The 14,731-nt window shown below is 64.4% G+C and carries 14 protein-coding genes; 5 read left to right on the forward strand and 9 right to left on the reverse strand.

The window, feature by feature from the left end; genetic code table 11:
• Position 1: 1 nt before the first annotated feature.
• The 8 genes from mdcH to C2L66_RS20495 are packed head-to-tail and all read right to left on the reverse strand — an operon-like array spanning position 2 to position 7,087.
• Positions 2 to 937 (reverse strand): malonate decarboxylase subunit epsilon, encoded by a 936-nt coding sequence (gene mdcH / locus C2L66_RS20460; protein WP_060603366.1) that lies wholly within the window; start codon positions 935 to 937, stop codon positions 2 to 4.
• Positions 937 to 1,620, reverse strand: coding sequence for a malonate decarboxylase holo-ACP synthase (locus tag C2L66_RS20465; RefSeq protein WP_060606838.1), 684 nt, complete (start codon positions 1,618 to 1,620; stop codon positions 937 to 939). The genes mdcH and C2L66_RS20465 overlap by 1 nt, the downstream gene beginning before the upstream one ends.
• Positions 1,620 to 2,435 carry a biotin-independent malonate decarboxylase subunit gamma gene (gene mdcE, locus C2L66_RS20470; RefSeq protein ID WP_060606835.1) on the reverse strand — a complete coding sequence of 272 codons (816 nt, stop codon included), beginning with the start codon at positions 2,433 to 2,435 and terminating at the stop codon, positions 1,620 to 1,622. Before mdcE ends, C2L66_RS20465 begins: the two co-directional genes overlap by 1 nt.
• Positions 2,435 to 3,322: a biotin-independent malonate decarboxylase subunit beta gene (locus C2L66_RS20475; RefSeq protein ID WP_060603364.1), complete on the reverse strand. Its 888-nt coding sequence runs from the start codon at positions 3,320 to 3,322 to the stop codon at positions 2,435 to 2,437. Before C2L66_RS20475 ends, mdcE begins: the two co-directional genes overlap by 1 nt.
• On the reverse strand, positions 3,319 to 3,624 hold the full coding sequence (locus C2L66_RS20480) for a malonate decarboxylase subunit delta (RefSeq protein ID WP_035988600.1): 306 nt from the start codon (positions 3,622 to 3,624) through the stop codon (positions 3,319 to 3,321). The genes C2L66_RS20475 and C2L66_RS20480 overlap by 4 nt, the downstream gene beginning before the upstream one ends.
• Positions 3,624 to 4,589, reverse strand: a complete 966-nt coding sequence (locus C2L66_RS20485; RefSeq protein ID WP_060603361.1) for a triphosphoribosyl-dephospho-CoA synthase — start codon at positions 4,587 to 4,589, stop codon at positions 3,624 to 3,626. The genes C2L66_RS20480 and C2L66_RS20485 overlap by 1 nt, the downstream gene beginning before the upstream one ends.
• A gap of 4 nt (positions 4,590 to 4,593) precedes the next feature.
• Positions 4,594 to 6,297, reverse strand: coding sequence for a malonate decarboxylase subunit alpha (mdcA, locus tag C2L66_RS20490; RefSeq protein WP_060603359.1), 1,704 nt, complete (start codon positions 6,295 to 6,297; stop codon positions 4,594 to 4,596).
• 7 nt (positions 6,298 to 6,304) lie between these two features.
• Complete coding sequence (locus C2L66_RS20495) at positions 6,305 to 7,087, reverse strand: GntR family transcriptional regulator (protein WP_060603356.1); 783 nt, start codon at positions 7,085 to 7,087, stop codon at positions 6,305 to 6,307.
• Between the two features lie 174 nt (positions 7,088 to 7,261).
• Here C2L66_RS20495 and C2L66_RS20500 point away from each other — a divergent pair, with 174 nt between their 5' ends.
• Entirely contained in the window at positions 7,262 to 8,569 is a 1,308-nt protein-coding gene (locus C2L66_RS20500) for an MFS transporter (RefSeq protein WP_054932447.1), read from the forward strand.
• Positions 8,570 to 9,390: 821 nt separating this feature from the next.
• Here the strand turns inward: C2L66_RS20500 and C2L66_RS20505 are convergent.
• Complete coding sequence (locus C2L66_RS20505) at positions 9,391 to 10,293, reverse strand: DMT family transporter (protein ID WP_036001393.1); 903 nt, start codon at positions 10,291 to 10,293, stop codon at positions 9,391 to 9,393.
• Between the two features lie 130 nt (positions 10,294 to 10,423).
• Here C2L66_RS20505 and C2L66_RS20510 point away from each other — a divergent pair, with 130 nt between their 5' ends.
• The 4 genes from C2L66_RS20510 (at position 10,424) to C2L66_RS20525 (ending at position 14,000) form a co-directional block, all read left to right on the forward strand.
• A complete protein-coding gene (locus C2L66_RS20510; protein ID WP_054932443.1) occupies positions 10,424 to 11,338 on the forward strand; it encodes a LysR substrate-binding domain-containing protein in 915 nt (304 codons plus the stop codon).
• A gap of 220 nt (positions 11,339 to 11,558) precedes the next feature.
• Positions 11,559 to 12,230 carry a hypothetical protein gene (locus C2L66_RS20515; protein ID WP_054932442.1) on the forward strand — a complete coding sequence of 224 codons (672 nt, stop codon included), beginning with the start codon at positions 11,559 to 11,561 and terminating at the stop codon, positions 12,228 to 12,230.
• Between the two features lie 251 nt (positions 12,231 to 12,481).
• Positions 12,482 to 13,312 carry an arylamine N-acetyltransferase family protein gene (locus tag C2L66_RS20520; protein ID WP_054932441.1) on the forward strand — a complete coding sequence of 277 codons (831 nt, stop codon included), beginning with the start codon at positions 12,482 to 12,484 and terminating at the stop codon, positions 13,310 to 13,312.
• Between the two features lie 10 nt (positions 13,313 to 13,322).
• Positions 13,323 to 14,000 (forward strand): methyltransferase family protein, encoded by a 678-nt coding sequence (locus C2L66_RS20525; RefSeq protein ID WP_060603353.1) that lies wholly within the window; start codon positions 13,323 to 13,325, stop codon positions 13,998 to 14,000.
• The last annotated feature ends 731 nt before the right edge of the window (positions 14,001 to 14,731 follow it).

The following is a 14,731-nucleotide window of genomic DNA, read 5'->3' on the forward strand; positions in this document are numbered from 1 at the left end:
TTCAGGCGGCCGATTCGAGGCGTCGATGGATAGTCGGCGCGAGCCGCTCGAAGGGCAGTGTGCTCGCGGCAATCGCGGCCGTGTCCGGATACTGCTCCCGCACGATATCGGTCAGCACCTGGCCGGGCGGGGCTTCGACGGCCACCTTCGCGCCCATTTCGATCATCACGGTCAGCGCGTCGAACCAGCGGACCGTGTGGCGCATGTTCGTGGCGAGATCGTCGCGCACGGCATCCGCCGTATGCAGCGCCCGGCCGCCGCGATTGCCGATATAGCCGCTCGACGGCGCGCGAAACGGGACACTGCGCGCGTAGTCCGTCAGTGCGTCGGCGGCTGCCGCGAGCAGTTCGCAATGCGACGGCACGCTGACGGCGAGCCGCGTCGCCTTGCGCGCGCCTGCCGCTAGCGCGCGCGCGTTGAATGCATCGAGCGCGGCGTCCGAGCCGGCCATGACGATCTGACGCGGTGCATTCACGTTGGCGACGTACACGCGCGCGGCGGCGTCGCGCGCCTGCGCGTCGGCGAGCTTCTCGATTTCATGTTCTGTGAGCCCGGCAATCGCTGACAGGCCATAGCCGCGCGGATACGCGGTTTCCATCAGTTCGGCGCGCTTGCGCACCATCAGCAGCGCGTCCGCGAAGTCGATTGCGCCGCAACTCACAGCGGCGGCGTAGGCGCCCACCGACAAACCCGCGCTCAGTTCGGGCGCCAGTCCTTCGGCCGCGAGCGCGCGCTGCATCGCGACGCCTGCGATCAGCAGGCCCGTCTGCACGGCGACGGTCGATTCGAGCGCTGCTTGCGTGTCGAGCGTCAGCACGTCGAGGTTCAGCACCGCGGATGCTTCGTCGAGCGTTGTCTGAATAGCCGGTTGTGTGCCGAGGCGATGCAGGAAGCCTTCCGTTTGCGCGCCCTGGCCCGGGAAAAGATACGCGAGCATTACAGCGCCCACGGATCGACGATGAGCCGTGGACCGCTCGCATGCCGCGCCATTACACGCGCTTTTCCAGACGCGTATTCGGCGAGCGCGACGCCGCCAGCGGGCGTTTCGAGCTGTACGTCGATGCGGATGCCTGCGTGTGCGGCATGTTCGTCAAGTCTTGCCTGGAGGCATTGCGCTTCATTGCGTGATAAATGATTCGGTATCCGTATCAATAGATCGAGATCGCTGGTTGCAGTGGCCGTTGGCATCCGGGTCGCAAGTTCGAAACCGACGCTTCCTGTCGGTCCCCAAATGAAAGAGCCAAGGCTTGACGTGTCGCGTCGCAACGCATCCAGCGCGACGAAAACAGGCAAGCCAGCGCGATCCGCAGCCAGCGCGCAAGGCAGCGACGACAGCGCTTCGGGGCTCAATACAACCTCGATATCGTCGCTACGCGCCCATGTTCCATACCGCTCATTGCGCGCCGCGCCGCGCAGCCCGATGGCTATCCATCCCGCCGACGCCTGCGCCCGCCGCACGACGGCGAACGGGGCGCGCGCGAACGCGGCGCGAACCCACGCCGGTTCGTTATCGAACGATTCGAGCCGCCGCAAGCGCACGATGTCGTGCGCTTGCCAGCGCAGAGCGTCGGCAATGGGCGCATCGTCCGGAGCAAACGGAGCGGCCGCGCAGACTCGCATCACGCGGCGTCCCACTGTTCGGCGAGCCGCCGCCGCACTTCGATCGACGCAGCGCGCGTCTTTTTCGCCGCATCCGACTCCAGCCGCCGCGACAGCCCGCGCGTATCCGAGCGTGCGCTGTTCGCCGCTTCCGCGAGCACGCTGCGCACGCTTTCGACTTGCGCCGGAGTGGGCGCGTCGGCATCGACGCCTTCGATCAGCTTGTCGAGCAACCCGAGCTTCGCGAACGACGCCATCGTGTACGACATCGGCGTGATGGTTTCGCCGAGCTTGTCGAGGTCTTCGACTGTGCGGCGCGTCACGCGCGCGGCGGCTTCCTTGCCCATCGCGTGCACCAACGTGCCGGGCGCATCGAGCGCGACGATCCGGTTCGCCTGATAGCCGTGGGCGAGGAATGCGCCCGACATCGCCGGACCGACGATCAGCGCGACGACAGGGTGCCCCGCGTCACGCGCGCTCGCATACGCATCGACAGCCGATGCGCACGCCAGATGAATGCCGAGCGTCTCTTCGCGATATCCATACGCCTGGCTTTTGACATCGACGATCGCCACGATGGGCCGCTTGTGTTCCGACGACGCATCGCGCGCCACCGCTTCGCGCACCGCTTGCGCAAGCTTCCAGCCCTGTTCGAGTCCGACGACGTTGTCGCGCGCGCGCGGAAAGCGATTGTCGGGGTCGGGGACCACGGAGAAGAAGGTCGCCGTCTCGTTGCCGAGCGAAGCCTCGCCGGACCAGACGGGCGCGGCCGTCGACGTGTCGCCTGCGAGCGCCTTGAACCAGCGCATGCCGCGCGTCAGTACCGTATCGCTCATCATTGCTCCTTGCGCGGCGTGGCCGCTTCGTTTGCCTTGAACACGTCGCGCATCGTGTCGGGCGTGACGTTGGCGGGATCGATGCGTGCGAGCCGCTCCAGATACTCGGCCACCTGTTCCGTGCGATGCGCCGCCGGCACGCCGCGCGCGAACACGTCGCGAACCGCTGCCTGGACGGCGTGCGTGTCGTCGTCGACGAGCGCGTCGGCAAGACCCGTCGCCGCGCGTTGCTCACCGCCGATCATCTGCCACACGCGGCGCCGGTCGCTCGAATCGAGTTCCTCGATGCCCGCTTCCTGTTCGATCACCTCCGGGCCGTTCATGCCGAGGCGCCCCTGTTTCGTCGCGATCAGATACGAGCACAGCCCGGCCGCGAGCGACATGCCGCCGAAGCATCCGACCATGCCCGCGATCACGCCGACCACGGGCACATAGCGCCGCAACGCGACGATCGCCGCCTGCATCTCCGCGATCACGGCCAGCCCCAGATTCGCTTCCTGCAAGCGCACGCCGCCCGTTTCGAACAGCACGACGGGCCGCACGATCTTGCCGCGCTCGCAATCGCGCAGCGCGAGTTCCAGCGCCGCCGCGATCTTGCTGCCCGACACTTCGCCGATGCTGCCGCCCTGGAATGCCGACTCGATCGCGGCGACCACGGCGGGCTGGCCGTCGATCGTGCCGCGCGCGATCACCGCGCCGTCGTCGGCCTGGCAGACGATGCCTTGCAACGGCAGCCACGGCGATTCGATGCGGTCGAACGGGCCGAGCAGTTCGCGGAACGTGCCTGCGTCGAGCAGCGCGCGGGCGCGCTCGCGTGCCGTCAGTTCGATGAAGCTGTCGCGCAGCACGGGCATCGGCGGCGGGTTCTGTATCGTGGCGGTGCTCATGCGCTTGCTCCTTCGTCTGCCGCCTCGATGGCTTCTGCGAGACGCAGCGCCACCACGCCCGGTGTCGCGCCGAAGTCGTTGATCTCGATCTGCGCCGCGCCGTCATAGCGCGTGAAGAAGCGGTCGAGCACGCTCTTCCAGATATGCCCATAGCCGTCGACGCTGGTGCGCACCGTCACGGTCGCTTTCATCGCGCCGGCGGGCGACAGCAGCACTTCGAGATCGCCCGAGCCGACCACGCCCACATGCGAGCGCGTCGTGATCGCGCGTTGCGCCGGATAGTCGAAAGTCATCTGTTCCATCAGTTTTCAGCTCCCGCTGGGGCGTAACGCGCCAGCTTGTCGATGAAGAGGGTGGCGGCGAGCAGATCGGCTGCGCCGCCGGGAGAAGCGTTGAGCGAAAGCAGCGCGGTTTCGAGCGCGTCGAACGCGGCGCGTCCCGCCGCCGTCGTGACGCCGCCCGCCGCGAGCACGGCCCGTGCGCCGCGTTGCCCCGCATGCAGACCGGCGAGACCGGCGCGATGCAACAGGCAGGTATCGTCGAGCGAGGCCATGATCGCGAGCAGCGTGTCGACACGCGCGGCGTTTTCGCCGATGCCTTTCGAGCGCGCCGCGCGCAACGCGGGCAGGCCGACGCCGATCACGTGCGGGAAACCGTCCTGCGCTTCCTGACGCGCGCCGCCGACGTTGAACCGTCGACGCACGCGCTCGCCGTGGCTGTCGACGGGCGCGGCGAAGCGGTCCGGAAAGCAGGCGATCCGCGCACCGAGTTCACAGACGCGCGCGGCGTGCGAATGCGTGCGCTCATAGGGATGCAGTTCGCGCAAGGCGTTGGCGTCATCGGCGGCAACGATGGCCGCGCCCGCCACCAGCAGGCCGACGATCCAGATCGCGCCGCGATGTGCATTGCTGCCGTTCGTCGCGCGCATCATGTCCAGTTCGCCAGCGCGTCCGATCTGCGCCAGCTCCGCGCGCAGCGTCGCCGACGGCAGGCGGCCGCGCGAAGCGCGCGCGAGCGCCGCGAAAGCCGGTTCGAGCGAGCGGGCGGAGCGCAACATCAGCGGCAAGTCCAGATCGCGATGCGCGCCGCTGCCGCGCCCATCGACGAGCGCGGGTTTCGGCGTCAGTTGCGCTTCGTCGATCAGCGACTCGACCGCGAACCGCGCGAGTGTGGCATCGCACGGCGCGGCATCGGCGCGAGGCAGACAGCGGGCGTTGGCACGCTGAAGCGCGCCCGCGTCGAGCGGGATAGCGTATTGCACGGCCATTGCATCACCAGCTGCGGAAACGCGCCGGCGGCGTATAGAGCCCGCCCGACCACGTGACGAGATCGTCGATGCTGCGCGCCGCGAGCAGCGAGCGCTTCGCTTCGCCGCGGCGAATGCCGAGATCTTCGGGATACGCGACGATGCCGCGGCGGCGCAGTTCTGCCGTCTTCTCCGGCTTTGCGCGCAAGCCGATCGGCGTCACGCCGGCGACGGCCGCGACAGCCGCGCGCCGCTCTTCGACGCCTTCGGCCTTGTGCAGATGCGCGATGCCTTCTTCCGTCACGACGTGGCTGACGTCGTCGCCGTAGATCATCACGGGCGCGATGGGCATACCGCTTTTCGCGCCGACGGCTACGGCGTCGAGTTCATCGACGAAAGTCGGCTCGCCGCCTTTCTTGTAGGTTTCCGCCAGTTGCACGACGAGCTTCTTGCCGCGCGAGACGGGGCCTTCGTCTTTCAGCAGCTTGAGCCACGCTTCGCTCGAATGACGGCGGCCGCGCGGATCGTGGCCCATGTTCGGCGCGCCGCCGAAGCCCGCCAGACGCCCGCGCGTGACCGTCGACGAATTCGCGTCGCCGTCTATCTGCAGCGTCGAGCCGATGAACAGATCGACGCCGTATTGCCCGGCCAGCTGGCACAGCACGCGGTTCGAGCGCAACGTGCCGTCGCTGCCCGTGAAGAACACGTCGGGGCGTGCCTCGACATACGCCTCCATGCCGACTTCGCTGCCGAAACAATGCACGCTGTCGACCCAACCCGATTCGATGGCGGGAATCAGCGTGGGATGCGGGTTGAGCGTCCAGTTGCGGCAGATCTTGCCCTTCAGTCCGAGCGATTCGCCGTAGGTGGGCAGCAGCAGCTCGATGGCGGCCGTGTCGAAACCGATGCCGTGATTCAGCGACGTCACGCCGTACGGCTCGTAGATGCCCTTGATGACCATCATCGCCGTGAGCACCTGCAAATCGCCGATATGGCGCGGATCGCGTGTGAAGAGCGGCTCGACGGCGAACGGGCGGTCGGCCTCGACGACCACGTCGACCCACGAAGCGGGAATGTCGACGCGCGGCAGTTCATCGACGATCTCGTTGACCTGCACGATCACGATGCCATGCCGGAACGCGGCGGCTTCGGCGATGGTCGGCGTGTCTTCCGTGTTCGGGCCGGTATAGAGATTGCCGTGCCGGTCGGCCTTTTCCGCGCACAGCAGCGCGACGTTCGGCGTCAGGTCGACGAACATGCGTGCGTACAGTTCGACGTAGGTATAGATTGCACCGATTTCGAGCCGGCCGTCTTCGAGCAGTTGCGCGACGCGCAGGCTCTGCGGGCCAGCGAATGCGAAATCGATCCGGTGCGCAATGTTTCTCTCGAAGAGCGTCAGATGCTCCGGGCGGCTGATGCTCGAAATCAGCAGATGCACGTCGTGCACTTTCTGCGGATCGACCTTCGCGAACGAGCGCGACAGAAAGTCGGCCTGTTTCTGGTTGTCGCCTTCGAGCGCGACGCGATCGCCGGGACGGATCAGCGTTTCGAGCGCATCGATGATCCGGTGCGCGGGCAGGATGCCGTCTTCGAGCCAGGGCGCGATCGCGGCGAGCCTGCGTCGCTTCTCGTCGCGTTTGGTGGTCCAGGAACGCACGGCATTCGAGCCCGGCTGCGCTCCCGTTGACTGTGCCAGCTCGAGCCTGGCTGATTCGATTCGCTGATTCATCGGTGCTTCAACTCCCGATAGTGGTTGGAGTGCGCGCGGGCCGCCCGCGCTTTCTGCGCGGCGTGGCTGCGGCGGCTTCCGCCTGCGCGCGTTCCGTCAAGAAACGATAGACCAGTTCGCCCGTGCCCAGCAGGTGAGCGGAGATGAGCGACTGGGCGGCGGCGATGTCCTTGCGCTCGACGGCGGCAAGGATGTCCAGGTGTTCGGCATCGGATTCGCCCTTGTAAGCGGGCAAGCCGAATTTCAGTCTCAGATAGCGCTCGCCGCGCCGGTGCAGCGCCGCGATCATCTCCGCGAGCTGAGGGCGGTTGGCGGGTGCATACAGGGCGGTGTGGAACGCTTCGTTGCGCGCCACGTAGCGGGTGGGGTCCGGTTCGCTCTCGGCGGCCTTGCAGAGGGCCGCCGCTTCGCGCAGCGACTCGGCCGTGTGATTCGGAATGGCCAGCGCGATGGCGAGGCTTTCGAGCGCCGAACGGATCTCGTAGATTTCGCGCGCTTCGGCGGGCGTGAGCTGCGCGACGCTCGCGCCCTTGTTCAGCTCGACTTTCACCCAGCCTTCGCTTTCCAGCTGACGCAGCGCCTCGCGCACGGGAATTGCGCTGACCGAGAAGTGCCGCGCGATCGCGTCCTGGCGCAGCGGCGCGCCAGGCTGAAGCGTGCCTTCGACGATCGCCGTGCGCAGCGCCTCCGCGATCACACGCGAAGTGCTGGGCCGCGGCTCATGTGCCGTGGGCAGCAGGGGGACGCGCGGGGCGCTGTCCAGGGGAAAACCACCGGTTGCGTTGTTCATGACATCAAATATTATATATAAAAACGACGAATTTCTAGCGGGCAAACCCGGGGTTTTCAAAAAGGCACGGCGCTGACGCGCGTGTTCTCTTGCATGCGGCGGCCCGCACGCAACAGGGGATGTCGTGCCGTGACGGTTACCCAATCCAACCGTAGTACATGGAGGAGCAGGAGCATGTTGAATTCTTCGATATCGGACCGTGCGGGAACCGTGCGGCAGAAGACGCCGCTCAACCGGTCGCAGATCGCCGGTTTTTGGGGGGCGTGGGCGGGATGGACGCTGGACGGGATGGATTCGTTCATTTATGCGCTGGTGCTGACGCCGGCGCTGACGGAGCTGCTGCCGCGCTCGGGTTATGCGGCGACCCCCGCGAACATTGGACTTGCCGGTTCGATTCTGTTTGCGCTGTTCCTGGTGGGTTGGGGGTTGTCGTTCATCTGGGGGCCGCTCGCGGACCGATTTGGCCGCACGAAGGTGCTGGCGGGCACGATCTTTACGTTTGCGATCTTCACTGGGCTGTCGGCGACGGCGCACAACGTGTGGGAGTTGGGCATTTATCGCTTCATTGCGGGGGTGGGCATCGGCGGGGAATGGGCGTTGGCGGGGACCTATGTGGCCGAGGCGTGGCCGGAGGATCGCCGCAAGATGGGCGCGGGGTATCTGCAGACGGGCTACTACGCGGGCTTTTTCCTGGCTGCCGCGTTGAACTACACGATTGGCGTGCATTTCGGCTGGCGCGCGATGTTCCTGACGGGCGCCGTGCCCGTGGTCGTTGCGATCATGATTCTCACGCGGGTGAAGGAGTCGGACAAATGGCAACGGGCCGAGTCGCGCGATGCGGTGCGTGCGAGCCCGATGCGCGAGATTTTTGGGCCGACGTATCGGCGCCGTACCTGGGTTATGTGTGCGCTGTTGACGATCGCGATTATTGGGTTGTGGGCGGGTGCTGTGTATGAGCCGTCGGCCGTCATTCAACTTGCGACGCGGGCTGGCATGGCGAAGCCTGAGGCGTTGAAGATGGCTTCGATCGCGACGGGGTTGCTGTCGATCGGGACGATTCTTGGGTGTCTTGCGTTGCCGCCGCTTGCTGAGCGGTTTGGGCGTAAGAAGACGCTGGCGGTGTATTTTGCCGGGATGGCGGTGGCGATTATTGGAAGCTTTGGATGGGCTTTCTATTTGCCTAACGGGTTAGCGCCGTTTATTGCGTGGCTGTTTGTGCTTGGGTTCTTTGGTGGGAATTTCGCGCTGTTTAGCCTGTGGCTGCCGGAGTTGTTCGAAACGCGCGTTCGCGCAACCGCTTTTGCTTTTTGTACTTCGTTTGGGCGGTTTGTCGGGGCGGGGGTGAATTTTCTGCTCGGGGCGGCTGTGCTCAGCATGCATACGCTTGGGGTGCCTGTTGCGTTGACGGCGGTTGCGTTTGTTGTCGGTTTGCTTGTGATTCCGTTTGCTAAGGAGACGAAAGGGGAGGTTTTGCCGCAGTGATTTTTTTGTGGCGCCTTTGCGGCGCGGGCTGGTGTTGCTTTGCTTTCGCTTTTCGCTGGCATCCGCGAATTGTTAGCGTGCTTCAGGCGTCGCCCCTGTGCGGGGCGGCACCTACTTTTCTTTGCCGCCGCAAAGAAAAGTAGGCAAAAGAAAGCGGCTCACACCGCCAATTCTTGACGTTTGTCCACGGGCCCCCAACGTCCCCACACTTCACACGGCAACGCCCTTGTTCGTGTGCGTTGCCAACGCTTCGAATGAGCGCCTCACCCACTTCAAACACCCGTACATGAGTTAGCGGCAGCGAATGGTATGGGCCGCCCAGGTGGCAAACTGTGTGTAGGTTGTCGCGTCGTATAGGGTAGCGCTCTTACAGGGTGGGAGGCGTGCGCTATCGGTCCGGAGTGATGCGTGTGAGGTACTACGGCCTACACACAGTTTGCCACCTGGGCGGCGGTGGGCTGTCTGGCGTGGCATGCAGAAACGCCGGTGCGTGAAGCGGGTGAGGCGCCCAGGAAGAGCGCTGGCAACGAGCAAGAATGATGTGATTGCCGTGTGAAGCGTAAGACCCTTTGGGGGCCCTCAGGCAGGAAAAAATGTTGGCGGTGTGAGCCGCTTTCTTTTGCCTACTTTTCTTTGCGGCGGCAAAGAAAAGTAGGTGCCGCCCCGCACAGGGGCGACGCGTGAAGCGCGCTAACGTAACGCGGATGCCAGCGCAAAGGCCGAGAATACCGAACGAAGAGGCGTGAAGCACGAAGACATAACGCAGAAGCCATCGCAAGCCACAATCAAGCGTCGCAGACAAAAAAAACAAAAAACCGACCCTAACCCGCGCGCAAGCGCAAAACCGACACCAACGGCCACCCCAGATTAACCCCAAGACTGGCAACAACAATCAACCCCATCCCACCCATCTGCAAAACCCCGAGCGCCCGCCCATAAACAATTGCATCGACGGCAATCGCCGTCAGCGGATACACGAACAGCAGAACCGCGATCACAGGCGTCGAGAGCTTCGGCAGCGCGCCATAGATCAGCACATAAGAAAGCCCTGTGTGCAACACACCCATCCCGATCAACCAGAACCACTGCATCGGCGCGATATGCTCCGCGCCCAGCGGCGCAATAAAAGGCAGGCACACGACACCAACAGCACATTGCGCAAGCGTCAGCAGATGCGGCCGCAGATCGCCAAGGCTCTTGGCAATAAGCGTGACACTCGCATACAGCACGGAACCGGCGAGCGCCTCCCCAATCCCGATCAGATAGCTCGAATGCCCCTGCAATGAACCCGCTCCCGCGACACCCGACGCAAGCACAAGCCCGACGAACGCCGTCGCGATCCACCCCAACCGGTCGACACCAAGCCGCTCATTGAACAGCGCAGCGCCAATCAGCACCACCCAGAACGGCTGCACGTGAAACACGACGGTCGCCACCGCGATACTCGTGCGATGGATCGCATCGAAGAAACCGACCCATTGCGTCACCATCAGCACGCCAGAAAGCCCCGCGAGCAGCACCGTGCGTCGCGTGAAATAACGGCGCGCGAAATATCCCTGCCACGCGCAATACGCGGCCAGCGACAGGAAACCAAACAGGCAACGAAAAAACACCAGCGTCAGCGCGCCAAGCCGCGCTTCCTCGACGAACACGCCAATCGTGCCCATCAGCAGGCCGCCACTCGCAAGCGTGAGCGCCCCTTGCTGGCTCCGGCTGAGCGATATCGACGAACCCGACGACAAAGACATGACAGTCAACTCCTCGATCACGTTGCATGCGTCCGAGTATCGATCCATTGCCTTAACGCGACAAACGAATAAAATTGAGAAATTCCATAAGCTGGATTGATAAATCATGCACCCCGAGTTCGATGTCGATCTGCTGCGTACCTTCGTCGCCGTCGTCGAGGCGGGCAGCTTCACGAAGGCGGCTGTCACCGTGCATCGCTCGCAGGCGGCCGTCAGCATGCAGGTCAAGCGGCTCGAGCGAATGCTCGGCACGACGCTTTTTGCTCGCGATACGCGCAACCTGTCGCTGACGCGGCCCGGTAACACGTTGCTCGAATATGCGCGGCGCGTGATCGATCTGCACGAAGAAGCGTGGTCGGCCATCGTGCGGCCCGAGGTGACGGGGCGCGTCGTGCTCGGCGCGCCGGACGACTACGTGTCGTCGCTGTTGTCGCCCGTGTTGCGGCGCTTCTCGAACCTGTATCCGCATGTGGAGATCGAGATCGTCTGCGCGCAGAGCACCGCGCTCGCGCCGATGCTCGCGGACAACAAGATCGACCTCGCGTTCGTCACGCGCGACCGCAAATTGCGCGGCGAATTCGTGCGCAGCGAGCCGATGGTGTGGGTGGGCGCGTCCGAAGATACTTCCGTGCTGAACGTGTCGCCGTTGCCAGTCGGGCTGTACGAGCCCGGCTGCGTCGCGCGCTCGAATACGCTCGCCGCGCTCGACCGGGCACGCATCCGCTATCGCGCCGCCTACAGCAGCGCGAGCCTGAGCGGCCTCGTCGCGACGGTCGACGCGGGGCTGTCCGTGATCGCGCTCGCGCGTTGCAGCGTGCCGTCGCGGCTCGCGATACTCGGCGCCGAGCAAGGCCTGCCCGCAATCGAGCCGCTCGATATCGTCGTCGCGCGCAGCGCGAAATCGGATCGTCCGACCTGCGACTATTTCGCCGCGCAGATGTTGCAGGATCTGTCGGTGCGCGGGTCGCCGCGCGAGACCAGGGAAGGGCGCGAAGGGCGCGAGGGGCGAGCGAGGGCGTGAAGCGTAGCGTGCATGCCGCGCGCGGCGCGGCGCTGGGCACCATCACGCGCACTGATGCAGTGGTCGAAAGCGCAGGCCCGCGTTTTGCCGTGCGTGATCACGCATCATGACGTCTGACGAAAGCGCGAACGCGTGCCGTGCCCGTTTGTCGAACGGACACAAACGAAGCATCGAGTCGAGACGAACGTCACACATCCGACACATGACAGGAGGGCCAGCCATGAAAACACGTACTCTCTGCGCCGCGCTACTCGCCACCGGCCTGTTCGTGAGCAGCGCGAGTTTCGCGCAACTGAACCTTCAGCAATTCGGCATCGGCGGCGGCAATTCGTCGGGCAATGCAGGCGCGGCCGCTTCGTCGGGCGGGATCGGGCAATTGCTGCAGACCTACGTCGGCGCGAACCAGCAGGTCTTGAGCGGCCAGTCGAGCCTCGCATCGGCGATGGGCCTCTCGGGCGCGGCGAGCCAGGCGCAGCAGGCATCCGGCCTGTTGAGCGGCGGCACGCCGTCGGCTAGCCAGTTGTCGCAGGTCGGCAGCACGCAGCAGTCGTTGTCGCAGACGTTGACGCAGGCGTTCACGAGCCGCGCGTCGGACCCATCGACACCCGTCGACAAGCAGGCGTTCACCAACGGCCTCGCATCGCTGGGCCAGGGCGTGAGCCAGTATGCGAGCCTGCAATCGAGCCTCGGCGGCGTCGGGCAGATGAATCCCGCGTCGCTGCTGCAATCGGGCATGAATCCCCAGACGGCGCAGGCCGCGTCGTATATCGCGCAGTCCGCGCCGGGGCAGTTGCAGTCGCTCGCATCGACGTTGAGCGCGGCCGTGCAGTTCGCGTCGAGCCATGGCATCAGCGTGCCGTCGATTGCGACTTCGGCGCTCAAAGGTTTCTGACACGCGTTCAGGATGTTCGGGCGGCGCGTGATGCATTGCAGCGTCTTGCAATCCATCAGCTCTCGCCGTGCGCGATGCGATGATCGGCGCGTATGTGTTCGATCGTCCGTTCGACCGTTCGTAAATGGGCCTTCGTAAATGAGGGCTTCGCGCACGGCGCGGCTCGATGACGGTACGCTGTCGCTGATCCTTGCAGCGCATATGAGCAGACAAGCAGCGGCAACGCCACCCACGCTAACCAGGAGCACCGGATGTCCAGCACTCTCGATCTCGACCGCTATTTCAGGCGTATCGGCTATACGGGGCCGCAGGCCGCGACGCTCGACGTATTGCGCGAGTTGCAACGCTTGCATCCATTGTCGATTCCGTTCGAAAACCTTGATCCGCTGACGGGCCGCCGCGTCGATCTGGCTCTGCCCGCCGTCGTCGACAAGCTGATCGAGCGGCGGCGCGGCGGCTATTGTTTCGAGCAGAACGGTCTGTTCGCGCACGTGCTGATGCAACTCGGCTTCGACGTGACGCCGATGATCGCGCGCGTGCTGTGGGGCCGCGAGCCGGACGCGATCACGCCGCGCACGCACATGCTGCTGCGCGTGACCGTCGACGATCAGCCGTGGATCGCCGACGTCGGGTTTGGTGCCGTGACGCTGACGTCGCCGTTGCGGCTGCAAACGGGCGTCGCGCAACAGACCGCACACGAGCCGTTCCGTCTTGCCGATGCATCGCAGGGTGCGTTCGATCTGGAGGTGCAATCGGGCGAGACGTGGCTCAAGACGTATCGTTTCGACCTGCAGCGGGCGGAATGGATCGATTACGAGGTATCGAACTGGTACACGTCGACGCATCCCACGTCGTTCTTCACGACGAGCCTGGTCGTATGCCGCGTGACGCCGGAAGGTCGGCTGACGCTGTTCAACGACCGTCTTACCGCGCGTTCGATAGATGGCGAAGCGATCGAGCGGCGCATCGAAAGCGCGCATGAGCTTGAAACGTGCCTGCGAGAGACGTTCCTGATCGAGCTTGGCGATATCGATGTCGCGGATATTTACCGGCGCGTGTCGACGCAAGGTGCGGACTCCTAGGTCGAGCGTGATGATCGCGCGGCTCATCGTTCAGACGGTGTTGTGGCTTGCGGGGATGGGGGCCGTGCTGTTCGGGGCGGCTGGCACGCTCGCGTGGCCGGGGGCGTGGTGTTACCTGTTCGAAATGGGCGCGCTCGGGTTGTGGGTGGGCGTGTGGCTTGCGCGCCACGATCCGGCGTTGCTTGCGGAGCGGCTTGGTTCATTTATTCAACGTGGGCAGGGCGCCTGGGACAAGTTCTTTATGGTGTGCGTTGCCGTTGCGTGGTGTGGGTGGCTGGTGTTGATGGGGCTCGATGCGCGGCGGTTTAATTGGTCGTCGATGCACCCATCGCTGCAGGTTGTGGGCGTGCTTGCTATTCTCGTTAGCATGGTTGCTATGCGGTCGGTTTTTCGTGCTAATAGCTATGCTGCGCCTGTCGTGAAGATTATGGCCGAGCGTGGGCATAAGGTTAGCGATAGCGGACCGTATGCTTATGTGCGGCATCCGATGTATGCGTGGGCTATTTTGTTTCTGCTCGGTACGCCGTTGTTGCTGGGCTCTGTTTGGGGGCTGGCTTGCGTGCCGCTTTTGGTTGTTGGACTGGGCTATCGCGCTGTGCTCGAGGAGCGGATGTTGTGCGCGCAACTCGCGGGGTATGAGGAATATGCTGCGAGGGTTCGGTATCGGTTTGTGCCGTATGTGTGGTGATTTTTTTTGTTTGTCTGTTTGTCTGCGACGCTGGGTGGTTTGCTTTGGTTTTGCGCTGGTATCTGCGTTATGAGTTTTCGCTGGCATCCGGAGTTTTCGCTGGCATCCGCGATTCGTTATCTAGCTTCACGCGTCGCCCCTGTGCGGGGCGGCACCTACTTTTCTTTGCCGCCGCAAAGAAAAGTAGGCAAAAGAAAGCGGCTCACACCGCCAATTCTTGACGTTTGCCCACGGGCCCCCAACGTCCCCACGCTTCACACTGCAGTGCCCAGGCTGGTTCCCGTTGCCGACGCTTTGAATAAGTGCATCACCCGCTTCAGGCAACCGTAGCAGAAGTTGGCGTCAGCGAAGGGTATGCGCTGCCCAGGTGGCAAACTGTGTGTAGGCTTTCGCGCCATACACGCATCACTCCGGACTGGTAGCAGGATTGGTGTTTCTGGTAAGAGCGCTAACCTGTGGGGCGCGACACCCTACACACAGTTTGCCACCTGGGCGGCGGCGGACTGCCTGGCGCGGCGTGCTGCGACGCGGGTACATGAAGTGGGTGAGGTGTACAGAGAGAGCGTTGGCAACGCATGCGGGCCCGAGCGTTACCGTGTGAAGTGTGGGGACGTTGGGGGCCCCTGGATGAAAACAAGTGCTGGCGGTGTGAGCCGCTTTCTTTTGCCTACTTTTCTTTGCGGCGGCAAAGAAAAGTAGGTGCCGCCCCGCACAGGGGCGACGCCTGAAGC

It is taken from the genome of Paraburkholderia caribensis (assembly GCF_002902945.1).
GTDB classification, from domain to species: Bacteria; Pseudomonadota; Gammaproteobacteria; order Burkholderiales; family Burkholderiaceae; genus Paraburkholderia; species Paraburkholderia caribensis.